This is a genomic window from Prosthecobacter sp. (assembly GCF_044222565.1).
Classification (GTDB): Bacteria; Verrucomicrobiota; Verrucomicrobiia; order Verrucomicrobiales; family Verrucomicrobiaceae; genus Prosthecobacter.
In genome coordinates this window covers 58,147-80,455 of the sequence record NZ_JBGANA010000008.1, presented here as the reverse complement: position 1 = coordinate 80,455, position 22,309 = coordinate 58,147, and the positions used below count along the sequence as shown (strand labels likewise).

Here is a 22,309-nt window from a genome sequence, read left to right as displayed (position 1 = left end):
ATCAGCTGACGGCACCTCCTTGAGAATCATGGTGAACCATGCGCCAGCCTTCCTGACGGGCGGAGCGGGTGTGACGCCAGGCCAAGCAGGCGAGAATGAGAAGAAGAACGGGCCAGACGAGCGCCGCCCAGGAGCCGAGCTCAAGCATTGCCTCTTTGTCTCCCACCGCAGCGTTGCCATACCCGATGGGCAGCAGTTCTGGCAGAGCACAGGCAACCCAAGCGGTGTCGCCCCGGACGGAGCGGGCATTGATCAGGAGGCTGCCGATCACGTAGATGAGCGAACTGACGATGAGCCAGAAGATCAGGAAAGGTGGCAGGAGATCCCGCGCATTACGTGTGGAGAACAGCTGAACGAGGACGGCGATCAACCAGGTGCTGGCGGCACTGATGGCCACCAGCTGCGCCTCTGCGAAACTGCGGGTGAGGCCCACATGCATGGCAACGATCCATGTAATCAGCAGGGTGAAAACAAAGCCCGTGACCCAGCCGGGGGCGAACAACCAAAGAGCGACGCGGCCGAGCAGCCCACGCCGGTAGAAGGCGGCATAGACCGAAGGGATTTCATTCACGCGTTCGGTCAGGGCATCGACCATGACGAGGGAGAGCACGCCGGAACTGACCAAGGACAGGGCGGTGCCTGATGACGTAAGCCAGCCTATCAGGATCAGGAGGAGGATGGTGGAGAGGTGCACGGAGCGCTTGACCACACTGAGGAGAGAGGAGGCGGGCGCGATGCGGGTGGCGGCCAGGCTGAGGAAGTAGAAGACCGCCCAAACCGCCATGGCGAGGGCCAGCAACACGGCACCCTTTTCCGCCGAGCCGCCGGCGCTGGTGAGGATGGAAAACGTTTTGACGGAGGACATGCCGCTGGTCACGCGGGTCATCATGAAAAAGAAAGACGCGCCACATCCGCCGATGAGCAGGGGCAAACCGATCACGACCGCCCGCAGCCAGAACTGACGCTGGGTGGAGAGGGCCACGATCACCGCGGCAAGCACGACGCCAATGACCCATTTGTAAAAGAGAACGGCAATCTCTTCAAAGAGGTCCAGGCCGCCGAAAACGAAACGTGCGACCACGTAGGGAAGGACGCTGAAGGCGATGAGCAGCGACTGGGAGGCGATGGCGGCCCACTTGCCAAAGACGATGCGCCCGGCGGAGAGCCGGGTGAGCACGAGCATGTCCAGAGTGCCGGCCTTCAGCTCATCCGCCACGGCGGAGAAACCGCGCAGAGGAATGATGATGCAGAGCACGAGCGTGATGATGCCGTCAAACCAGCCGCTGACCGCCGCGGCGTTTTCCGCGCCACCGCTCATGAGCGTGAAGAGAACGAGCAGCAGATGCAGGATGAGCATGACGCCGCCAAACAACCGCGTGCGCAGTCCCTGACGCAGCTCCTTCACCACCATGGGCGAGAGACGGTCCGGGAAGTCGGTGATGGCGAAGGAGGAGGTCATGTGATCAGCTCAATGACGAACGACAGAGAGTTGGATGCGAATGCTGGTGTTATTCGTCATTTCTGCGGCGGGAGTGGCGGGGGCTGGGACTGGGATTTTAAGGTGCCTTTGTCGATCTGGCCGAGCATGTCGATGAAGGCGTCTTCGAGGCGGCGCTCTTCGCGGTGGTAGTCGAAGACGGGGAGGCCGTCCTGGATCATGCGGTTGAGGACACCGGCGAGCGTGGCTTCATCGGTGGCCTGAACGCGGAGGCGGGCGCCGCGCTTGGTCTCTTCCTCGAGTTTGATGAGGGGAGCGGTGAGGGCCCACTCGATGAGTTTGGCGGGATCGCCAGATATCTGGACATTGATGAGGGTCTCCGCCGCGGCCTCTGAGCCGCGGAGCATGCTTTCGGCATCGCCATGATGAACGATGCGGCCTTTGTCGATGAAGAGGAGGCTGTCGCACATCTCGCCGAGTTCGCTGAGGATGTGGGAGCTGATGAGGATGGTCTTGCCCTCCTGCGCGAGAATGCGGATGAGGCTTTTCAATTCCACGCGCGCCTTGGGATCGAGACCGGCGGCGGGTTCGTCGAGGATGAGGATCTGAGGATCGTGCAGCAGGGCGCGGCCGAGGCAGAGACGCTGGGTCTGGCCTTTGGACATCTTGTTGCTCATGCGATCCGCGAGCGGCGTGAGGTCGGTGAAGTCCATCACCTCCTGAATGCGACGAAGGCGGTCATCTCCTTTGAAGCCGAGAGCGCGGGCGTAGAAGTCGAGGTACTCCAGCACGGTCATGTGCTCATAGGTGCCGAAGGCGTCCGGCATCCAGCCGAGGAGGCGGCGCACCTTGGTGGGGTGATGGACGACATTGTGGCCGCCGATGCGAACCTGACCGCTGCCTGGAGAGTCCAGCGTGGCCATGATGCGCATGGTGGTGGTCTTTCCAGCACCATTGGCGCCGACGAAGCCGACGACCTGGCCGTGATTGATCTGAAAAGAGACGCCGTCCACCGCCTTCAGGGCGCCGAAGCTGCGATGCAGATCGTCAACAACGACGGCAGGCTGGCTGCGGTCCATCTCAGGAGCATGCGCGGGGGACGAAGCAGACGATGACATGAAGATGAGAAGAGGGGTTCAAGGCTGAGTCACCGGGCCAAAGACGACGACATGATCATCCACCCAGCGAATGGAGGAGAGGGTGTCCAGGGTGAAGTCCGGGGCCTGACGCGCCCGGGCGACGAAGAAGGAGCGGCGGGCCTTGCAAGCGTCGGTAAGCTGGGAGCGCAGGCTCTCCACCGCAGGCTTGAGAGCGGCCTCCCGCCAGGTAAAAAAAGAACTGTCGTCCGCCTGTACCAGCGTGGCGCTCTGGCCTGTGGCGAGGGGTTTCTCAAGCCGCCAGCGCGCGCCGGCGGCATCGGTGTAAAACAATTCGTCCACCGTGAAGCCGAGGGCGGAGATCAAGGTGGGAGGGGCATCTGCAGCGGCACCGGCCTTGAGCTCCAAACGCGCGCGAGTGGAAACGGCAGCGCGCAGGACCTGGCCCTGCTCGGCACGGCTCTGGAAGAAATTGCCGCGGCGAGAGCGGCCCTCCTGAGTGAGATTGGCGGGCTGGCCGGTGCTGCCGGTCTTGAGCTTTACCCAGGGGGTGTCCGGAAGGGCGAGGGGCTCCACGAGCGCGGGCTGCTTCATTTCAAAGCCAGCCCCGAAGAGGACGCCGGTGCGGCTGACCTGCTCCTGAGTGACGTAGGCAGCGGCTTCCGCAGGCTCGAGATCGACCGCGACGAAGCGCCTGCCGGTGCCGCCGGTGCCATCCTGCACCAGAATGAGCACCACCATGACCACACTGGCGGCGATGGAGAGCAAGGGTGTGGTGACAAAGAGCTTGTGGCGACGCCCGGCGGGAGCAAGCACGAACAGATTGACCGGACCGACGAGGAGACCAAAGACAACAAGAAACACAATGACCTGCCAGGAAGCAAAGCTGCGTATGCCAAGGCTGGAGAGCAACGGCCAGCGGGCCGGCACGGTGTGATCCGAGGTGAGGCTGGTGATGCGCTGAACCCCACCCCAGTAACGGCTAATCGTGGCGGAGGCAGGCAGGGTCTTACCATCCCAACTCAAGATTTTGATCTCACCGAGAGAGGTGGACTGCTCCTCCGGGAGACCGAGGGAGGCGGCCGTCAGGCCGGAGGTGAGGAAGACATGAAGCTTGCCCCCCAAACGCACCCACTCGAGCAGCGCGCGCTGCACGGCAGGCTTCAGCTTCTGCCAGTCCGTGCCGCTGAGGAGGACGAAATCAAAGCCGCTGAAGCCGAGCCATGAGTCCGGCAGGTCGCCCGTGTCAAAGCGGCTGCCAAAGATGGGAGTGGCGCCGTAGTAGCCGCGACTGCCAGAGCGCAAACGCGACTCCAATTCCTTGGTGAGCTGGGTGAAGCTGAACTCCGCCAGAGTCTCGCTGAGGGCGATGGCAGGGAGATGAGCACTGTGGTTGGAGTGGTCAAACTTTGGCTGTGCATTGAATCCTGTGCCGGAGAATTCCACCTTCAGAGAGCGGCTGTTGCCGCCATAGCCATAGTCCAAAGCGAGCGGCACCAGGAACAGGGCGGACTGGGTGGAGCGAGCCGGCACTGCCAAAGCGAAGCTGCTGTTATGCTCATTGTGCAGACGGTAGTGCTCCGTCTGTGAGTGAAAGGAGAAATCCCAACGGGCATTCTGCAGCGTGCCATTGGTGGCGACGATGCGCATGGGTGCATAACCGGACGCAGGGAGCGGATCAAAGACGCTGCGGACCTGGAGCCGCGTGCCGGTGCGGGCGTCAAGCTCGTCATTGGCGATGATTTTCTGCGCCTGAGCGGGCGCAGCCATGAGGGCCACCACGCACAGCAGAAGGCAATAAAAGGGCTTCATGCCGCCTCCTTCAAGGTGCGTGGTGTCGCGAGATTTTGCACCGGGACCTCCTCCAGAATGGCGCGCACGACGCCAGCGCTGGTTTTTCCATCCATGCGGGCGGTGTAGTCCAGAAGCACGCGGTGATTGAGCACCGGCAGCGCCAGGGCCTGGACGTCTTCAAAGCTGGCGTTCGGCCGGCCATGCATGAGAGCGCGTGCCTTTGAAGCGGCGGCGAGGCTGAGGGCGGCACGCGGGCTGGCGCCATAACGCACGCCCTGCGCGGCCTTTGACTGGCCGGGGTGCGTGGCATCCACCAAACGGGCGATGTAGTCCGCCACGATCTCCGGGAGAAAGATGCGGCGGGCGGTGGCCTGGATGAGGGCGAAGGTCTCACGCGTGATCACCGAAGCGACCTGAGGCTCGACTCCCAACTCGCGCTGGGTGACGATTTTGGCAAGGGTCTCGGCGGAGTTGCGCAGGACTTCGAGCTTGAACAGAAAACGGTCCACCTGGGCCTCCGGCAATGGATAGGTGCCTTCGAGCTCGATCGGGTTCTGCGTGGCGAGCACGAAGAAAGGGTCTGGGAGTGTGTGCGTCTGACCCAGCACGGTGACGCGGCGCTCCTGCATGGCCTCAAGGAGTGCGGACTGCGTCTTGGGAGAGGCGCGGTTGATTTCGTCTGCCAGAAGCAGATTGGTGAAAACGGGGCCGGGCTGAAACACGAACTCGCGTTTGCCATCCACCTCCTGCAGCACGGGATTTCCCGTGATGTCTCCGGGCAGGAGATCGGGGGTGAACTGCACGCGGCGGGTGGTGAGATTCAGCGCCTTGGAGAGGCCTTTGACGAGCTCCGTTTTGCCGAGGCCGGGCAAACCTTCGAGCAGGACGTGGCCGCGGGCGATGACGCCGCAGAGCACAAGCTCGATGAGTTCACTCTGGCCGAAGAGCACTTCGTTCAAGGTCCGCCGCAAGGCATCGATGGGTAGGGATGCTGTCTGAATTTCTGAGGCTGAAGCGTAGGCGTCGGTCATTCATCCGACTAAAACAAGAACCAAGGCAGGAAGTCGAGATGAAATCTCCGCTTCACACACATTTCACAGAGGGTAGTTACAAAACCGGGCGATGATTGTTTTATAGCACGGCGGGATTCTGACGCTGCGTCGACGGCGAAGAGTGCGCATCGTCATATTGAAAGGCAGGAACCGGAGCGCAGCGCAGATAGCCAGCCGCAGGCTGCCCGCAGGGCGAACGCAGTGATGCAATGCCTGTCGTACTTATTTGAAGACGCGCTTGAGCACGGCTTTTTCGTCGGGGGTGAGGGACTCGCGCCAGACCTGCTCGCCCCCCTGGCCTGCGTTTTGAATGGAGCCGGCGGCTTGCGGGCCTTTGGCGGTCTTGTCCACTTCGTGTTTGCCATCCTGCAGGGCGAGCATGTTGCCGACCTGGGCGCGTGACATGTCGGTGTTTGAAACGGCTTCGTTCTTGTTGGTGCCGAAGTCGTTTTCTTCATCCGAGAGGGTCAGCGGCGCGGTGCCGGGTCCGCGGGTGATGCCGCCTTTGCCGGGCATTTCGCCCATGCCTTCTTTTTGAAGCAGGCCGAGGAGCGCGGCGAGTTCATCGTCCTCCCCTTCCCCGTCGCCAAGGAAGCCGGGGTTTTTGCACATGCCATTGCAGGCGCCGGCTTTCTTTTTCATGGACTCGCTGAGCTGCTTCATCTGCTCCGCAGAGAGGCTTTTCATGTTTTTGGGGTCGATGCCAGCGATGGCTTTCAAGAGCGAGGGGTCAAGTTCCAGAGCGCTGGACTTCATGTCCGCGAGGGCCTGATCGAAGTCTTTGAGGAGGTGCTCCTTGGCAGCGACGGAGAGCTGATCGGCGTAATTTTTCAGGGCGTTGAGGCTGCGCTCTGCGGTGGTGAGATTTTGGGCGAGCTGTTTGATATCGCGCTGCAGCTGCTCTTTGAGGGTGTCTCCGGCATTGAGGCTTTCATGGCTGAACCACTTCTCAGGCGGCTGGTCGCGGAGATCGGAGATCTTGGCGAGCTGCTCTTCTTTTTCCTCCTCGGTGACGATCTGCTCTTCCTTGAGCTTTTCCAACCAGTCCTCCATCTGCGCCCATGCTTGCGGCTCGACCGTCGGGCCTTTCGCCTCGGCGTCTTGGGCAACGGGGAGCAGGATCGCCAGCGCGAGACTGCCCGCGAAAGCGAGGAAGGGTCCGCTGACGGACTGCCAGCGCCAGCGCCAGCCGTCGTCTGCCGCTGCGACCAGCGATGGCCAGGCGCCACGGCCTGCGACTGCTGTGGTGAGTGCATTGTGAAGCTGCAGCTCAGACTCGAGACGTACCAGAGCCTGGGAGGTGGACACAAACTGATGCCGCGCGAGCAGCCAGCTGATGATCATCAAAGCGGCGAAGGCGGACAGGACCCAAGGCCAGAGCTGGCTGAAACCGAGATCCATGCCGCGGGAACGCAGGATGAAAATGGTGGCGAAACCGATGACACCGGCCATCACGAGAAGGGGCATGGAACGCGCGAGCCACCAGCCGACGTTCACTTTGCGCCGCGTGCGTCGCGCCTGTCTCATCCAGGCCGTGGAGAGCTGAACTTGGTCCGTCATGGCGGGAGTGATAACCGATCCTGCGGCGGATGACTAGGACAATAATTGGCGCAGGCCGGTCCAGCGCTTGCGGCTTTCCTGTTTGCTGACGGCTAGGGAAAGGGCGCGCTCGGCTCCGACGAGGACGCAGAGTTTTTTGGCGCGGGTGATGGCGGTGTAGATGAGGCTGCGCTCCAGCAGGACGTAGTGCTGGGTGCTGACGGGAATGATGACGCAGGGGAACTCGCTGCCCTGGCTTTTGTGAATGCTGAGGGCGTAGGCAAGCTGGAGTTCATCGAGCTCTCCGGGCTCGTATTCGACGAGGCGGTCGGCGTCGTAACGGACGTGAATTTTGACGGGGTCGGGATCGATGGTGACGATGTGGCCGATGTCGCCGTTGAAGACTTCCTTGTCGTAGTTGTTGTGCGTCTGGATGACCTTGTCCCCGACGCGGAAGGTGACGCCGAAGCGTTCGATTTCGAACTTGAGTTCGTTGGGCGGATTGAGCGCGAGCTGCAGGGATTGATTGAGCGAAATCGTTCCGAGGAGATTGCGATTCATCGGTGTGAGCACCTGGATGTCGCGGATGGGATCGAGGCCGTATTTGTTGGCGAGGCGCGTGTGCGCGAGTTCGACGAGGGTGTGCTTGATCTCCTCGGGCTCGGATTCCTGAAGGAAAAAGAAGTCGCTGCTGCGTGAGGTTTTCAAATCGGGCACCTGGCCGCGATTGATCGCATGCGCGCTGGTGATGATGCGGCTGCTGGCGGCCTGGCGGAAGATTTCGGTGAGCTTGACGCAGGGGACCTTTTCGCTGGCGATGAGATCGTAGAGGACCATGCCAGGACCGACGGAGGGGAGCTGATCGGCATCGCCCACGATGAGCAGGTGCGCGCCGTCTGGCAGCGCGGCGAGGAACTGCGCCATGAGCGGGGCGTCGATCATGGAGGCTTCATCGACGACGAAGAGATCGCCCACGAGGCGCTTGCCGCGATGGCGGCCCCACTGGCCTTCGCCTTGGTATTCGAGCAGCCGGTGGAGTGTCTTCGCTTCGAGCCCGGTGCTTTCGGTGAGGCGCTTGGCGGCGCGGCCGGTGGGTGCGGCGAGGACGAGCTTCACCTGCTTGCTCTGGAGAATGAGCAGGATGCTGCGGAGGATGGTGGTCTTGCCCACACCGGGGCCGCCGGTGACGATGAGGAGGCGATGGCGCAGGGCCTCACGCACGGCGCGCTGCTGGCTTTCGGCGAGCTCTTTGCCGGTTTTTTTCATGACCCAGGCTAGAGCGGCGTCTTCATCGATGGCGGGATAGGCGGCGGGGAGAGCAGCGAGGGATTTGATGTTGGCGGCGATGCTTTGCTCGGCGGCGCGGAGGTAGGGGAGGTAGAGGAAGGAGGTGGGTGTGGCGGAGTCTTCGGTGCGGGCAGGAGTGCCCACATCACTTACCCGCTCGACCTTGTCCTCGGCGATGAGGGCTTCGATTTGCGGGGCGATGAGAGTTTCGACGCCGAGGAGTTCGGCGGCTTTTTGGATGACCTGATTTTCGGGGAGGCAGCAGTGACCGCTGCCGGCGGCGGTTTCGAGGACGTGGAGGATGCCTGCTTTGATGCGCTCCGGCGCGTCCTCGGCGACGCCGAGCTGGTAGGCGATGTCGTCCGCCGTTTTGAAACCGACGCCGCGAATGTCCTGCGCGAGGCGATAGGGGTTCTCTTTGAGTACGGACTGGGCGTCCTCGCCGTACGTCTTATAGATGCGCAGGGCACGTGAGGAGCTGATGCCGTGCTGATGCAGGAAGAGCATGATGCCGTGAATGGACTTCTGCTTCATCCAGGACTCGCGGATTTCGGTGCGGCGTTTTTTGCCCACGCCTTCGACGTCTTCGAGTTTTTTGGATTCGTTCTCGATGATGTCGAAGATCTTGGGCCCGAACTTTTCGACCATGCGTTTGGCATACTTGGGGCCGATGCCTTCGATCAAACCGCTGCCGAGATAGCGCTCGATGCCGGCGAGGGAATCGGGGCGTTTCAGCTTTAACTCGTCGGCTTTGAACTGCGGGCCGAAGTCGCGGTTCGGCTCCCAGACGCCGCGGGCTTCGAACTCCTCTCCGGCGACGACGCGAGGCGCTTTGCCGATGAGGCTGACCACGTCCTGGCGACCTGCGGGGACGATTTTCAGGATGCAGTAGCCATTGTCCTCATTGTGAAACACCACGCGGTCCACGAGTCCGCGGAGGACTTCGGATTTGGTGGTGGAACGTGGGGGCGGCATGGGAGCAGGCTAAACAAGGATACGCCTTCTCACAAACACGATTGCCATCGGGTTCGTGTTGTCGTTGTTGAACCTGTGGCCCTATTGGTCATTATTTGAGATCGAATCAAACCTCTCTGTTTTGCTGGATCAGTATCGACTCAAACTTCGCGATCAACTCCCTGTGATCCTGCGCCCGCTGCTGCCGGATGACCGGGAGAGGATCATTGAGGCGTTCAGGAGACTTTCGCCTGAGTCCACGTATTTCAGATTCTGGACGAGCTTTCGCGGAGCGAACCCGACCTTCATCGACAAACTGTGCGCGGAGGATCAGGAACAGCATGCGAGCTGGATCCTAGTGATCGAAAACAATGATGATGTGCCGGGAGTGGGAGGTGGCTCGTTCTGGCGCTCCAAGGAAGCTGCGGATACAGCGGAGGTCTCCTTCACGGTGGCGGATGAGTTTCAGGGGCAGGGTGCGGGCACGATTTTGCTGGCGGCGATATGGGAGCATGCGTACTCGATCGGCATCCGGCAGTTTGTGGCGGAGGTGCTGGATGAGAACCATGTGATGCTCACGTGGTGGAGCAGTCTGGGCGCGGTGCATGTGAGACAGCCGCATGGCGGGTGGGAGCTGACACTGATGCTGGAAGAAGCCCTGCTGCCGGATACGTCTGCGGCGAACAGCTTGCGTCAGAGACTGGCGTCTATTCGCGCGGCGTCTTCTGAGGCCTGAGGCTTTGACTCTCTCACCCGTTGTGCCGGGTGCGAAATTCCTTGGGCGTCATGCCGGTGCGTTTGCGAAACTGCTGGGTGAAGGCGCTTTGATCGCAGAAGCCGTGGTCGAGGGCGATCTGGATGATGGGGTTGGAGGTCTTGGCGAGGGCTTCGGCGGCGGATTGAATGCGCGAGCGCAGGAGCAACTCATAGGGGCTGAGGCCGAGGGCGGCGCGGAGCTTGCGGTGGAGGTGGCGTTCTGAGACGCCGGCGGCTCGGGCGAGTTCGGCGGTGGTGGCGACTTCATGACAATGCTCGCTGGCGTATTGCATGGCGGCGGTGACCTCGCGCACGTCATGCTGGCGCATGCGGTCTTCATCTCGGCGGGTGATGCCCATGACGCCGATGACGCGGCCTCGTTTGTCGCGCACGGGGAGCTTGGTGCAGAGAAACCAGTTCAGATTGCGCTGCTCATCGTACCAGACTTCGAGACGGTTGATGAGGGGCTTGCCACTGCGGATGACTTTCTGATCGTCCTCGCGATAGGCCTTGGCGACTTCGGGCGGGAAGAATTTTTCATCCATGGCGCCGACGAGTTCACGCTCGTTCTTGATGCCGAAGCGCTCGAAGGTGGCGCTGTTGGCGGCGATGTGCCTGCCCTGCTCGTCCTTCATGAAGAAGAAGACGCCGGGCATGTGCTCGAAGATGGCGCGCACGCCCTGGGGATCGGCGATTTTGGCGAAGAAGTCGGCCTGAAGTCGTGGCAGGGACATGGCAGGATTTTAACAAAGATTGGCAGGCTGTCACCAAAGGAGCGCAGGGTGGCGGAAGTATGTTAACATACGATTTTACCAACTCCGTCCGTCATGCACCTCCGCCTCCTCTCCATCCTCGCGCTTGCAGGCTCCGCCGCGTTTGCGCAAACAAAGCCGACCTACACCTTTCCCATCAAGGCGCTGACTGCCGAGGAGGAGCTGAAGACCATCCAGCTGCCGAATGGCTATGCGCTGGAGCTGGTGCTGAATGATCCGCTGATCAAGGAGCCGATGGCGATCGCCTTTGATGGCAACGGCAAGATGTACATCGTGGAAATGCGGACGTACATGCAGGACATCGATGGCACGGACGAGCTGACGCCGAAGAGCCGCATCTCGCTGCATGAATCGACGAAGGGTGACGGGGTCTTTGACAAGCACAGCGTGTACATGGACAACATTCTGCTGCCGCGCATGGTGCTGCCGCTGGATGACCGGGTGCTGGTGGGGATCACGGACACGAATGACATCACGCTGCACCGGGATGCGAATGGGGACGGCGTGGCGGATGAGCAAGCGCCCTGGTATGTGGGCGGGCCGCGAGGCGGGAACATGGAGCACCAGCCGAGCGGGCTGGTGTGGGGCTTGGACAACTGGATTTACACGACCTACAACGGCTACCGCCTGCGCTGGAATGGCAAGGAGGCACCGCTGAAGGAAAACACGGCCCCGAATGGCGGGCAGTGGGGCCTGGCGCAGGATGATTACGGCAAGATGTGGTGGAGCAACGCGGGTGGTGAGAAGGGCCTGTGGAACTACCAGGCGCCGATTCTCTACGCGGCAATCAATGTGCCGCAGCAAAAGAGCGAGAAGTTTGACACCGTGTGGCCCATCGTGGCGCTGGGTGATTTTCAGGGCGGGCCGGGGCGCTTCATGGCACCCGATGACCTGCGGCTGAATCATTTCACAGGCTGCGCAGGCCAGACGATCTTCCGCGGTGACCGCCTGCCGAAGGAGCTGTATGGGAATGTGTTTCTGCCGGAGCCGGTGGGCCGCCTGATCCGTCGTGCGATTGTGGACGTGAAGGACGGCATCACGACGGTGACAAATCCGTATGAGGCGGAGATGAACGAATTCATCCGCAGCAGCGATCCGAATTTCCGCCCGGTGAATATGACGACGGGGCCGGATGGCTGCCTGTATATTGTGGACGCATATCGCGGCATCATTCAGGAAGGGAACTGGGTGAAGCCGGGGAGCTTTCTGCGCGGTGCCATTGAGCCGACGGGCATGCAGCATGTGAGCGGACATGGCCGCGTGTGGCGTCTGGTGCACAAGGATTTCAAACCCGGCCCGCAGCCGAAGATGATCGGCGAGACGCCCGAGCAGCTGGTGGCGCATCTGACGCATCCGAACGGCTTCTGGCGTGATACGGCGCAGCGCATGCTGATTGTGAAGAATGACAAGAGCGTAGTGCCTGCGCTCATCGCGATGACCGCGAAGCATGACAACCACCTGGCGCGCCTGCATGCGCTGTGGACCCTGGAAGGGCTGGATGCGATCACGCCCGACCTTGTGCGCGCGGCGATGAAGGATGAGCACCCGCAGCTGCGTGCAAGTGGCATCCGTGTGGCGGAGACGCTGCTGAAGAAGGGTGACACGGCTTTGATCGCGGACATCAAGGCGTTGCGTGCTGACAAAGATGCCACGGTGGTGCTGCAGACGCTTTACACGAGCCGCCTGTTCAACTGGCCGAACTGGAAGCTGGAGGCGCAGACCGCGCTCATGACCTCGCCGAGTATTGGCGTGAGGGAGATCGGCGCGCAACTGCTGGTGGAGGCACCGAAGATCAGCGGCAGCTTCAGCAAGGATGAGAAAAAGCAGCTGGAGCGCGGTCAGGAGATCTTCCGCTCGCTGTGCTTCGCCTGCCATGGATTCGATGGCAATGGGATGCCCATCGCCGGGCGAGAAGGCGCGACGCTGGCCCCGCCACTGGCGGGCTCCAAGACGGCGGTGCAGGGAGACGCCATCATTCGTGTGATGATGAACGGCCTCGCCGGCCCGATCAACGGCAAGACCTACGAAGCGCAAATGGTGCCGATGGCCACGAACAACGACCAGTGGATCGCCGATGTGACGAGCTACATCCGCAAGGCTTTTGGCAATAACGGCAAGCTGGTGCAGAAGAAGGAAGTGGAGAAGCTGCGCAAGGAGCTCTCCAAGCGTGTGACGCCGTGGACCGTGGAGGAGCTGCAGGCGCTGTATCCGCAGCCGCTTAAAAATCGTACGGCGTGGAAGCTCACGGCCAGCCACAATGCGAAGGAAACCGGCAAAGCCGTGGATGGCGACATTGCGACGCGCTGGGACAGCCATGGTTCGCAGACACCGGACATGTGGTTTCAAATCGATCTTCCTGAGGCGACGGAGATCTCCGGGCTGGTGCTCGACACCGGCAAATCGCACAATGATTATCCGCGACAGTACAAGATCGAGCTGTCACTCAACGGCACTGAATGGGAGAAGCCTGTGCTGCAGGGTAAAGGTGAGGCAGGGTCTGTGGAATACCTTTTCCCGAAGCCGACGAAGGCCAAGTCCATTCGGATCTTCCAGACGGGTGAACAGAAAGGGACGTACTGGTCCATCCATGAGCTGGAGATCTTGGGCGTGGTGAAGAAGTGAGTGTCCCTCACGAACCAAAGAGGTGCCGGCCCGTGGTGCCTGCTGCAGTGGCGTTATCGACTTCCCAATAGATGTCGGTCATGATCGCCGCAGGAGGAAGCCGCGGGCTTGATCTGGCGAAGTCCGCTGCGGCCCTGGCTTCTGCATAGGCAACCGTCTTGATGCGCCTGATGCCGTCCTGATCCAGAACGTTTTCGTTCATCAGTTTTGCCGCCCATAGTTTCAGCGGGTCGTGGTTTTCGTATCTCTCCTCGACCTCCAGCTTGGTGCGATACTTGAACTTGTTGGCGTCAGCGACAGAGAAGCCTTCGAACCGATAGGTGGAAAGCTCCAGCACGGTGGGGCGCTGGTCACGGCGGGCGCGCTCGATGGCGGGCTGCAGTTTGGCGCGGATTTCGTAGATGCTGTCGCCATTGATGAGGTCCCATTCGATCTTGTAGCCTGCTGCGCGGCTGGCGAGGGAGCCATGAGTGGCGGAGGAGCGCTGCACCGAAGTGCCCATGGCGTAGCCGTTGTTCTCAATGAGGTAGATCACCGGCAGGCTGAAGAGGGAGGCGAGATTGAGCGATTCGTGAAACGTGCCCTGATTCACCGCGCCGTCTCCAAGGAAGCAGAACACGGCACCCCGCTTTTCCTGATGTTTTAACCCGAAGGCGAGGCCTGCAGCGAGGGCAGTCTGAGTGCCGGCATAGCCGTGACCGCCCCAGTGACGATGCTGCGGCGCGTAAAGGCCGAACTGCCCTCCCCTGCCCTTGGCGCAGCCGGTGGCTTTGCCAAACAGCTCTGCCATGCCCTCACGCATGCTCATTCCTGCGGCAATCGCCGTGCCCATGCCACGCAGGCTGCAGATGGTGTGATCGTTGGGTCCCATCATGGAGCGGACGGCCACGGGAATGGCCTCCTGCCCAATCTGCAATATGAGAAAGCCTCCCATGTGGCCGGCCTGGTAGTGCTGCAACGCGACATGCTCAAAAGCCCGGATGCGGTGCATCTCCCGCAAAAGGTGGATTTTGGCTTCGCGGGTCAGTGCTGCATTGACCGGAGCCTGAGAGTGGTCCGTGCTCATGGAGAGGGTGCGGAGAGTTTGGACAAGCGAGGGAGAAAGTCGAGCTTGAGGTTGGGGCGTGGCGTCCGCATCTTGCCATCCATCCGTAACACGGTAGCCGCTCTCCCTTCTCCCCCCTTTCCATGAAGCAGTTGTTCCATTCCATCGGTGCTGTCGCGCTGGTCCTTGGCTTGCTTGGCTGCAAGCGAGCGCCGTCAAATTTATTGCAGGGGTACGTGGAGGGGGAATTTGTGTATGTGTCTGCACCGCAGGGAGGGAAGCTGGCGAAGCTGAACGTGCAGCGCGGGGCGCAGGTGAAAGCCGGGGATGTGCTGTTTGAACTGGAGAATGTGGCGGAGACGGCGGCGCGCGATGAAGCGAGTCAGCGGGTGCAGCAGGCGAAGAACACGCTGGCGGATGCGCAGAAAGGAAAGCGACCGACGGAGATTGCGTCGCTGGAGGCGCAGCTGAAGCAGGCGCGCGAAGCGTCGGCCTTGGCGGAGATCGAACTGGCGCGGCAGCTTGAGCTGACAAAATCGGGCGCGGTAGCTGTGGACAGCACGGACCAGGCACGCAGCGCGAATGTGCAGAACCACAAGAAGGTGGAGCAGCTGGAGGCTGATTTGAAGACTGCTGCTCTAGGCATGCGCAGCGATGCGGTGGCGGCGCTGGAGGCGGAGATGAAAGCGCGCGAGGCAGCGCTGGCGAAAGCGGCGTGGGACCTTTCGCAAAAGCAGCAAAGTGCGCCGCAGGCAGCGGTGGTGAATGACACGCTTTACCGGGAAGGTGAAATGGTGGCGGCGGGCAAGCCGGTGGTGTCGCTGCTGCCGCCGGCGAACATCAAGGTGCGCACGTTTGTGCCGCAGACGCGGCTGGCGAAGCTGAAGGTGGGAGATGCGGCGAAGGTAAGGCTGGACGGCACCGCTGAGGCGCTGAATGCGAAGGTGAGCTTCATCGCGGCGCAGGCGGAATACACGCCGCCGGTGATCTACAGCCAGGAGAACCGCAGCAAGCTGGTGTTCATGATTGAGCTAAGGTTTGATGACGGGGTGGCGGCGAAACTGCACCCAGGGCAGCCGGTGGATGTGGAATTCGCCCCCTGATTCACGATGAGCGAGGAACTGGCCATCGACGTGAAAGGAATGACGAAGCGCTTTGGCGAGCGCACGGTCGTGAACAAGATCGACCTGCAGGTGAAGAAGGGCGAGATCTACGGCTTTCTAGGTCCAAATGGCAGCGGCAAGACCACCTTCATCCGCATGCTGTGCGGCCTGCTGAAGGCGGACGAGGGCAGCGGCACGTGCCTGGGATTTGATGTGATCAAGCAGAGCGAGGAGATCAAGAAGCAGGTGGGCTACATGACGCAGAAGTTCAGCTTCTATGAAGACCTGAGCATTCGCGAGAACCTGGATTTCGTGGCGCGGATGTATGGCGTCAAAAATCGAGGGGAGGTGGTGAACGCATCCATCAAACGACTTGGCCTTTCCGGACGTGAGCAGCAGCTTGCGGGGCAATTGTCCGGAGGGTGGAAGCAGCGGCTCGCTTTGGCGGCTTGTTTGATTCATGAGCCGAAGCTGCTGCTGCTGGATGAGCCGACTGCGGGTGTGGACCCGAAGGCACGGCGCGATTTCTGGGAGCAGATCCACCAGCTTGCCGCTGAGGGGCTGACGTTTCTCATCACCACGCATTACATGGACGAGGCTGAGCGCTGCCACCGGCTGGCGTACCTTGCTTATGGAGATCTGCTCACGCATGGCACGGTGCAGGAGGTGATCGAGAGTGCGCAGCTCACTACCTGGCAGGTGAAGGGCGGTGACCTGCTGAAGCTGGCGGGTGCACTGCGCGGAAAGCCGGGTGTGCACCAGGCGGTGGCGTTTGGCACATCGCTGCATGTAAGCGGTGGTGATGCTGCGGCGCTGGAGAAGGCGATTGAGCCGTTTCGCAAAGATTATGAATGGACGCAGATCCGCTCCGGACTGGAGGATGTGTTCATTCACCTGATGGACAAGTCGAAGGATAACTTTGCTGCCGCATGAACCGCTACTTTTCCATCGCCCGATTTCTGGCGATCATCATCAAGGAGTTCATCCAGATGCGGCGGGATCGTGTGACGTTTGGGATGATGGTGGGCATTCCGCTGCTGCAGCTGTTGCTGTTTGGGTTTGCGATCAACTCCGATCCGAAACACCTGCCCGCGGCTGTGCTCATGAACGACCATGGGCCGCAGGCGAGGACGCTTCTCAGCGCCATCCGCAACAGCGGTTACTACGAATTTGTGAGGCAGGTGAAGAGTGAGGACGAGGCGCGCGAGGTGCTGGAGCATGGGGAGGTGCAGTTTGTCATCACCATCCCGCAGGATTTTTCACGGGACCTGCTGCGTGGAGACAAGCCCACGCTGCTGATCGAGGCGGATGCGACGGACCCTGCGGCAACGAGCAATGCCATCAACATCATGCGCCCGCTGCTGACCACGGCGCTCATGAATGACTTCAAAGGACCGCTCGCTTATCTGGCGCAAGGCGAGGCTCCCATCGACCTGCGGATTCATGCGCTGTACAATCCCGAGGCGGTCACGCAGTATAACATTGTGCCCGGGCTCATGGGCGTGGTGCTGACGATGACGATGGTCATGATCACTGCGCTGGCCATCACGCGTGAAAGGGAACGTGGCACGATGGAAAACCTGCTCTCCATGCCGACGCGGCCGTTTGAAGTGCTGCTGGGGAAGATCATTCCGTACATGTTTGTCGGTTACATCCAGGTGACGCTTATTTTGATCGCCGCGCACTTCCTGTTTCATGTGCCGATGATCGGGAACCTCGGGCTGCTGTTTGCCGCTGCGTTTGTTTTCATTGCCGCGAATCTCGCGGTGGGGATTACGTTTTCGACGCTGGCAACCAATCAGCTGCAGGCGGTGCAGGGTTCGTTCTTTTTCTTCCTGCCTTCCCTGCTGCTCTCCGGCTTCATGTTTCCCTTTCGCGGCATGCCGCAATGGGCGCAGATGATTGGGGAGGTGCTGCCTCTCACGCACTTCCTGCGCATCGTGCGCGGGGTGCTGCTGAAGGGGAATACGTTCGCGGATATCTCGCTGCAGCTGTGGCAGATCGGGCTGTTTGCGATCGTGGCGTTGTTTATCGGGGTGTTCCGTTATCGGCAGACGCTGGATTGAGGCAGCGTGTGGTTGCCACGGAGCGTTTTTTCTCCAGAGGTCTCCGCCATGAATCCTGACGAGGCTGATCGTTCTTTTGAACTGCGGCGCTTTCCCGATCTTCGAAGCCCCCTGGCAAAAGTGCTGACGTTCTACTTCGTGGTGATCGCCTTGAAGCACTGGCTGTTTGCGCTGGGCATTGTGGGCTTGGTTTTGGTTTACAGGTATTGGCGGCTGCGCAGGCCCGCCGACTGCCTGTGGCTTTCCGATCATGAAATTTGTATTCCGGCTGGTTGGTTTCAAACGCTCAAGATCACCAAGCGCCAGGTGGAGGAGGTGTCGCCCTCAGCCAAGGGTGTCATCATTGCCTGGAGAAGCGCGGGCGTGCCTCATTACACGCCGGTGAGTTCCGGGTGGTTTGAAGAAGCCGTCTGGCGCAGGGCGTATCCGGCGCTTTTGGCTTGGGGGTCTGCCCGAGCTTAGCCTGCACTTCCCACACTCCCAACGTTGACACGCGGCGATGTAGAGCGGAATTCCGATTCCGCGAAGGTGCCGACTCGGTATCGGAATACCGAGCTACATCCAAGCGTGCCACACGTTATTCGCAGATTCCCAGTGGTGTGAGAAATGCTGGTTAGAGCTTGTAAAACTTGATGGCGTTTTTGGACCACAGCTTGCGCTGATCTGCGAAGGGGCGTGATGCCACGATCTGATCCAAGGCTTCGACCCAGCCGCGGACTCGGCTGCCGAGGAGGCAGACGGGCCAGTCGCCGCCGAAGAAGACGCGGTCGGGGCCGAAGGCATCGAGGCAGTGGTTGACGACCGGGGCAAGGTCTTCGGCGCGCCATTCGCCGGGTGGCACGAAGGCGACGATGCCGCTGATCTTGCACATGACTCCGGGCTGTGCGGCAACGGCATCAATGCCGCGTTTCCAGCCGTCGGCGGTGCAGCTTCGTTTCAAGCCGGGGCCGAGTTTGGGATTGAAGGCTTTGGGATCGCCATTGCCGCAGTGGTCGAGAACAAAGTGTGTTTCCGGGCACTGCTGGATGAGCTTCACGGCATCGTGCAATTCCGTGGGGCGCATGGTGAGTTCGAAGTTGAGGCGGTGTTTACCGAGGGTCTGAACGCCGCGTACGAAGTCTGGGCGCAGGCAGTAGCCTGCGGGCGTGGAGGGGCCGTGCAGGACCTGGCGCAGGCCTTTGACGATGCCCGTGCCCGCGTAGCGCTGCACGTAGCTTTCGAAATCGGCGGAAGCGGGGCGGCCGCCGATGGTGGCGGCGACGGTGGGGGTGTTGCGCGCACGGATTTGCGCGACGATGGCGTCTGCTTCTTTGATGTGATCCTGGGGAGCCACATCGACCTCCATGTAGATGGCTTTGACGTTCAGGCCGTGAGTGGCTTCCTGATATTCCGGGGTGAGATAATTATGCCGCAGCACTTCGGGCGCTGTTTTAAGCCACGGAGGATTCACGAAGTCGCCGCCCCAGAGGTGCTGGTGGGTGTCGATGATGAGCTTGTCTGCGCGCCGGGTGGTTGTGGTGCAGGAAGAGGCAGTGAGAGCTGCGGCGGAAGCGGTGGCGGTGTGGAGGAACTGGCGGCGGTTCATGGGTTAGGAGGCTGTACGCGCCACCCAACGGCACCTTGTCATCTCGTTTCAAACCTTGCCTGAGTGAATTGCTGAAACTGCGGCGTTGGAAGCTCAATGTCCTTCTTCCGCGTCGCGTTTACCCTGCTTCCCATCCTGTCGTTTGCCGCCGATCAACCCCAGTGGGGCCAGGCCTGGACGCGCAATCTCGTTTCAGACGAAAAGCACCTGCCGGAGAATTTTGATCCCATCACAAGACAAAATGTGAAGTGGGTGATGGATCTCGGCACGCAGGGGCACTCCACGCCGGTGGTGGCAGGCGGGCGCATCTTCATCGGCACCAACAACGCCAACCCGCGTGATCCGAAGCACGTCGGTGATCGGGGCGTATTCATGTGCCTGGATGAGAAAGACGGACATCTTTTGTGGCAGCTCGTGGTGCCGAAGCTGGAGGACGACAAATACTTCGACTGGCCGGACGTGGGCATGTCATCTGAAGCCACGGTGGAGGGTGATCGCGCGTATCTGGTGACGAATCGCGGCGAAGTCGTGTGCCTGGACGTGCATGGCATGGCCAATGGCAACGACGGTCCCTATCAGGATGAAGGCAAACACCTGGCCCTGCGGGATCAGCCCGCGCTGACGCCCGGCCCGCTGGATGCGGACATTGTGTGGCTGCTGGACATGAAAGAGGCCTGCGGCATCTGGTGTCATGACAACGCGCACAGCTCCATCCTCATCCGCGGCGACCACCTGTACCTGAACACCGGCACCGGCGTTGACAACACGCATCGTTTCATCCGCAAGCCGGACGCGCCGAGCCTGATCGTGGTGGACAAAAACACGGGCAAATACCTCGCGCGGGATGACGAGCACATCGCGCCAAACATCTTCCACGCGACCTGGTCCTCACCGAGCTTCGCGGAAGTGGATGGCAAGCCCACGATCTTCTTTTGCGGCGGCAATGGCATCACCTACGCCTTCGAAACGCTGGAGAGCGCATCGCCCACCGATGCGGTGGTGACGCTGACGAAGCGGTGGCAGTACGACCTCGACCCCACCGCGCCCAAGACACAGGTGCACCAGTTCACGCAGAACAAGCTGGAAGGGCCGAGCAACATTTACGGCATGCCGGTGCTCGCCGGTGGCAAGCTTTTCATCGCTGGCGGCGGCGATGTGTTCTGGGGCAAAAACGAATCATGGCTCAAATGCGTCGATCCGCACGATGGCAAAGAGATATGGAGCCACCCCCTCGGCAAACACACACTGACCACCGCCGCCGTGCACGACGGCCTCGTCTATGCCACCGATGCCGACGGCGTGGTGCATTGTGTCGATGAGAAAACGGGCGAAGGCATCTGGACCCACGCGATGAATGGCACTTTCTGGGCCTCTCCGGTGATCGCGGACGGCAAGATCTACCTCGGCACCCGCAAAGGAAACTTCTGTGTACTGGCCACCGGCCGTGAGAAAAAGGTGCTCTGCAATCTCGAACTCAAAGCCCCCATCAGCGCGAGCACGACCATCGCGAATGGTGTCGTCTATGTCGCGACGATGAAGCAGCTCTGGGCGCTGGCGCTGCCTTGATGATTCAATGGCTTTGCGATGTCCAAATGGCAAAGCCGGCGAGGCAGATTACCACGAGCGGCAGCGTAGGCGGTGTGGAGCAACTGGCGGCGGTTCATGGTGGAGAGTGGAGAGCCTATACGAGGATGATAAGCGACTCCTTGTGAGGATCTGCGGGCTTGGATGCCTTATTCGTCCGCGTTCAGCCCTTCAATATCCGCCAAATCCTTGTGCCGGCCACTTGCCCGTTTGTTGCGGATCAAGTCTTCGAGCGCAATAACCGGCACCGTCAGGCCATCGAAATCGGCCATTTGTTTACGTGAAACGCATTCAGCAAATTCGACGCCTGAAATCTGATTGAGGATTTCGATCCGATTCGGCGGGAACCCAAAACGCACAATGTTTCCAGGTTTGAGAAACAAGGATTCATCGACCATGCCCGGTTTTAAGCCAAATCTTTCCAAGCTTTTCAGGATGCGCCGAGTGTTCTCGACACTCATCTCCACCCAGACATCCATGTCCTGGGTCAGCCGCGGGTAGCCGTGGTATCCCACTGCCCAGCCGCCGATCAAGAGGTACTCAACCTTCTCCTCGTTGAGATACCTCAAAAACTCGGTCAGATCGTCTGAGAGCATCCTCTCCATAGTAAGCGAGTCGTAGTTTTTCGATGCCTAGGAAGCGCTCACGCGCCGGACGCGACATCCAGTATTCGTAATCCTCACGCCGCTGATCCTCGAACGTGCCCACCGAAATCGCTGTGCGATTCAAGCGGTTCATGTTCAGTAGAGATTGAGCGGCGGGTGACATCTTACCTGATGTTAGAGGCAAAGATTGGGTGCGCAAGGCGGCATCTCAGCGTGCCCTGAAGTCCAACGGCCTTGAAGAAGCATCTCGAACTCTTCATTGTGTGATATGTACACCTTCGAAGAACTCAGTGCCGAACCAGTTCACACCTTTTGCTATCTGATAGGTGTTCTGAAGGAATGGCCCCTAAAGAATCAGATCACAGCGGATTTCTTTACCGGGCATTTCGGCTGGCTGATCAATGTTGAAGATCAAAGTGACACCGTTTGGGAGACACGAAGACGCTGTGATCTGACACGCAAATACGTTCTGCCCACTGCCCCCCTCACAATGACACCTTCATGGAGTCCTTTTCCACTTGCCTCCAACGTCATGCCGGAAGTGTTGCAACACGGCCGAACGGACGATGCTTGGGCTTCAGCGTATGCGATTTTCAATCCGGTTCTGAAGGTCGGAGAGGTCATAACCCTGCAATTTGGCGGCAAACAAACTTCTTTCGAAACACCGGTGACCGATGGGCAATTGCAATTTGAGAACATTCACGCCCATCACTTTTTCTGGTTGCTCGAGATGACGATTGCCCGTGCGCAAAAAATGAAGAAGCCGATTATTTTAGCCGGACTTCCAGGCTTCGGTTACCAGGATGTTCTCGATCAGGATCTAATCGGGGAATCACGACTACGCCTGTTGGAAGCGGGCTATTTGTATCCTTCCAGAGCGCCGCAAGGGGCAAGATTTAGTTTTCTCAGCGATCCAAACGCCCGCGCAGCGCGAAAAGAGGAGATGGAACGGCTGACCAGGTCGTCTCCTGTTTTCCCACCTCCGCCTTGTTGCTAAAGCGGGCAGCCA

The 22,309-nt window shown here is 60.5% G+C and carries 18 protein-coding genes; 8 read left to right on the top strand and 10 right to left on the bottom strand.

What is annotated here, in order from left to right; translation table 11 throughout:
- Position 1: 1 nt before the first annotated feature.
- The 6 genes from ACILSR_RS13500 to ACILSR_RS13475 all read right to left on the bottom strand — a co-directional run bounded on the left by ACILSR_RS13500 (position 2) and on the right by ACILSR_RS13475 (position 9,182).
- Positions 2-1,459, bottom strand: coding sequence for a hypothetical protein (locus ACILSR_RS13500; protein WP_395750307.1), 1,458 nt, complete (start codon positions 1,457-1,459; stop codon positions 2-4).
- Positions 1,460-1,515: 56 nt separating this feature from the next.
- Positions 1,516-2,556 (bottom strand): ABC transporter ATP-binding protein, encoded by a 1,041-nt coding sequence (locus tag ACILSR_RS13495; RefSeq protein WP_395750306.1) that lies wholly within the window; start codon positions 2,554-2,556, stop codon positions 1,516-1,518.
- An 18-nt stretch (positions 2,557-2,574) separates the two neighbouring features.
- Positions 2,575-4,347, bottom strand: a complete 1,773-nt coding sequence (locus ACILSR_RS13490; RefSeq protein WP_395750305.1) for a hypothetical protein — start codon at positions 4,345-4,347, stop codon at positions 2,575-2,577.
- Complete coding sequence (locus ACILSR_RS13485) at positions 4,344-5,360, bottom strand: AAA family ATPase (RefSeq protein WP_395750304.1); 1,017 nt, start codon at positions 5,358-5,360, stop codon at positions 4,344-4,346. The genes ACILSR_RS13490 and ACILSR_RS13485 overlap by 4 nt, the downstream gene beginning before the upstream one ends.
- 243 nt (positions 5,361-5,603) lie before the next feature.
- Complete coding sequence (locus tag ACILSR_RS13480; RefSeq protein WP_395750303.1) at positions 5,604-6,941, bottom strand: hypothetical protein; 1,338 nt, start codon at positions 6,939-6,941, stop codon at positions 5,604-5,606.
- Between the two features lie 33 nt (positions 6,942-6,974).
- Positions 6,975-9,182 (bottom strand): ATP-dependent RecD-like DNA helicase, encoded by a 2,208-nt coding sequence (locus tag ACILSR_RS13475; RefSeq protein WP_395750302.1) that lies wholly within the window; start codon positions 9,180-9,182, stop codon positions 6,975-6,977.
- A gap of 163 nt (positions 9,183-9,345) precedes the next feature.
- On the opposite strand from ACILSR_RS13475, the gene ACILSR_RS13470 reads away from it, so the two are divergent.
- Positions 9,346-9,897: a GNAT family N-acetyltransferase gene (locus ACILSR_RS13470; RefSeq protein WP_395750301.1), complete on the top strand. Its 552-nt coding sequence runs from the start codon at positions 9,346-9,348 to the stop codon at positions 9,895-9,897.
- A gap of 13 nt (positions 9,898-9,910) precedes the next feature.
- Here the strand turns inward: ACILSR_RS13470 and ACILSR_RS13465 are convergent, their stop codons facing one another.
- Positions 9,911-10,651: a helix-turn-helix domain-containing protein gene (locus ACILSR_RS13465; protein ID WP_395750300.1), complete on the bottom strand. Its 741-nt coding sequence runs from the start codon at positions 10,649-10,651 to the stop codon at positions 9,911-9,913.
- Between the two features lie 93 nt (positions 10,652-10,744).
- Here ACILSR_RS13465 and ACILSR_RS13460 point away from each other — a divergent pair, with 93 nt between their 5' ends.
- Entirely contained in the window at positions 10,745-13,312 is a 2,568-nt protein-coding gene (locus ACILSR_RS13460) for a discoidin domain-containing protein (RefSeq protein WP_395750299.1), read from the top strand.
- A gap of 7 nt (positions 13,313-13,319) precedes the next feature.
- On the opposite strand, the gene ACILSR_RS13455 is transcribed toward ACILSR_RS13460, so the two are convergent.
- Positions 13,320-14,378: a thiamine pyrophosphate-dependent enzyme gene (locus ACILSR_RS13455; RefSeq protein ID WP_395750298.1), complete on the bottom strand. Its 1,059-nt coding sequence runs from the start codon at positions 14,376-14,378 to the stop codon at positions 13,320-13,322.
- A 122-nt stretch (positions 14,379-14,500) separates the two neighbouring features.
- On the opposite strand from ACILSR_RS13455, the gene ACILSR_RS13450 reads away from it, so the two are divergent.
- From ACILSR_RS13450 to ACILSR_RS13435, 4 genes are read left to right on the top strand one after another with little or no spacing between them, the layout of a single operon-like run.
- Positions 14,501-15,460, top strand: coding sequence for an HlyD family secretion protein (locus tag ACILSR_RS13450; RefSeq protein WP_395750297.1), 960 nt, complete (start codon positions 14,501-14,503; stop codon positions 15,458-15,460).
- A 6-nt stretch (positions 15,461-15,466) separates the two neighbouring features.
- The gene (locus tag ACILSR_RS13445) at positions 15,467-16,393 is read left to right on the top strand and encodes an ABC transporter ATP-binding protein (protein ID WP_395750296.1); all 927 of its coding nucleotides are present in this window, start codon (positions 15,467-15,469) and stop codon (positions 16,391-16,393) included.
- Complete coding sequence (locus ACILSR_RS13440; RefSeq protein WP_395750295.1) at positions 16,390-17,526, top strand: ABC transporter permease; 1,137 nt, start codon at positions 16,390-16,392, stop codon at positions 17,524-17,526. The genes ACILSR_RS13445 and ACILSR_RS13440 overlap by 4 nt, the downstream gene beginning before the upstream one ends.
- 48 nt (positions 17,527-17,574) lie before the next feature.
- Positions 17,575-17,988 (top strand): hypothetical protein, encoded by a 414-nt coding sequence (locus ACILSR_RS13435; protein WP_395750294.1) that lies wholly within the window; start codon positions 17,575-17,577, stop codon positions 17,986-17,988.
- 151 nt (positions 17,989-18,139) lie between these two features.
- On the opposite strand, the gene ACILSR_RS13430 is transcribed toward ACILSR_RS13435, so the two are convergent.
- Positions 18,140-19,111 carry an amidohydrolase family protein gene (locus ACILSR_RS13430; protein WP_395750293.1) on the bottom strand — a complete coding sequence of 324 codons (972 nt, stop codon included), beginning with the start codon at positions 19,109-19,111 and terminating at the stop codon, positions 18,140-18,142.
- Between the two features lie 96 nt (positions 19,112-19,207).
- On the opposite strand from ACILSR_RS13430, the gene ACILSR_RS13425 reads away from it, so the two are divergent.
- Positions 19,208-20,677 carry a PQQ-binding-like beta-propeller repeat protein gene (locus tag ACILSR_RS13425; RefSeq protein ID WP_395750292.1) on the top strand — a complete coding sequence of 490 codons (1,470 nt, stop codon included), beginning with the start codon at positions 19,208-19,210 and terminating at the stop codon, positions 20,675-20,677.
- 167 nt (positions 20,678-20,844) lie between these two features.
- Here the strand turns inward: ACILSR_RS13425 and ACILSR_RS13420 are convergent, their stop codons facing one another.
- Positions 20,845-21,291 (bottom strand): hypothetical protein, encoded by a 447-nt coding sequence (locus tag ACILSR_RS13420; protein ID WP_395750291.1) that lies wholly within the window; start codon positions 21,289-21,291, stop codon positions 20,845-20,847.
- A gap of 277 nt (positions 21,292-21,568) precedes the next feature.
- On the opposite strand from ACILSR_RS13420, the gene ACILSR_RS13415 reads away from it, so the two are divergent.
- On the top strand, positions 21,569-22,297 hold the full coding sequence (locus tag ACILSR_RS13415; protein WP_395750290.1) for a hypothetical protein: 729 nt from the start codon (positions 21,569-21,571) through the stop codon (positions 22,295-22,297).
- Positions 22,298-22,309: the final 12 nt, after the last annotated feature.

Coding starts and splice junctions, on each gene's coding strand:
- ACILSR_RS13445 (WP_395750296.1), top strand. CDS start 15,467: ATGAGCGAGGAACTGGCCATCGACGTGAAAGGAATGACGAAGCGCTTT.
- ACILSR_RS13450 (WP_395750297.1), top strand. CDS start 14,501: ATGAAGCAGTTGTTCCATTCCATCGGTGCTGTCGCGCTGGTCCTTGGC.
- ACILSR_RS13490 (WP_395750305.1), bottom strand. CDS start 4,347: ATGAAGCCCTTTTATTGCCTTCTGCTGTGCGTGGTGGCCCTCATGGCT.
- ACILSR_RS13430 (WP_395750293.1), bottom strand. CDS start 19,111: ATGAACCGCCGCCAGTTCCTCCACACCGCCACCGCTTCCGCCGCAGCT.
- ACILSR_RS13480 (WP_395750303.1), bottom strand. CDS start 6,941: ATGACGGACCAAGTTCAGCTCTCCACGGCCTGGATGAGACAGGCGCGA.
- ACILSR_RS13460 (WP_395750299.1), top strand. CDS start 10,745: ATGCACCTCCGCCTCCTCTCCATCCTCGCGCTTGCAGGCTCCGCCGCG.
- ACILSR_RS13415 (WP_395750290.1), top strand. CDS start 21,569: ATGTACACCTTCGAAGAACTCAGTGCCGAACCAGTTCACACCTTTTGC.
- ACILSR_RS13475 (WP_395750302.1), bottom strand. CDS start 9,182: ATGCCGCCCCCACGTTCCACCACCAAATCCGAAGTCCTCCGCGGACTC.
- ACILSR_RS13425 (WP_395750292.1), top strand. CDS start 19,208: ATGTCCTTCTTCCGCGTCGCGTTTACCCTGCTTCCCATCCTGTCGTTT.
- ACILSR_RS13455 (WP_395750298.1), bottom strand. CDS start 14,378: ATGAGCACGGACCACTCTCAGGCTCCGGTCAATGCAGCACTGACCCGC.
- ACILSR_RS13485 (WP_395750304.1), bottom strand. CDS start 5,360: ATGACCGACGCCTACGCTTCAGCCTCAGAAATTCAGACAGCATCCCTA.
- ACILSR_RS13440 (WP_395750295.1), top strand. CDS start 16,390: ATGAACCGCTACTTTTCCATCGCCCGATTTCTGGCGATCATCATCAAG.
- ACILSR_RS13500 (WP_395750307.1), bottom strand. CDS start 1,459: ATGACCTCCTCCTTCGCCATCACCGACTTCCCGGACCGTCTCTCGCCC.
- ACILSR_RS13435 (WP_395750294.1), top strand. CDS start 17,575: ATGAATCCTGACGAGGCTGATCGTTCTTTTGAACTGCGGCGCTTTCCC.
- ACILSR_RS13495 (WP_395750306.1), bottom strand. CDS start 2,556: ATGTCATCGTCTGCTTCGTCCCCCGCGCATGCTCCTGAGATGGACCGC.
- ACILSR_RS13420 (WP_395750291.1), bottom strand. CDS start 21,291: ATGCTCTCAGACGATCTGACCGAGTTTTTGAGGTATCTCAACGAGGAG.
- ACILSR_RS13465 (WP_395750300.1), bottom strand. CDS start 10,651: ATGTCCCTGCCACGACTTCAGGCCGACTTCTTCGCCAAAATCGCCGAT.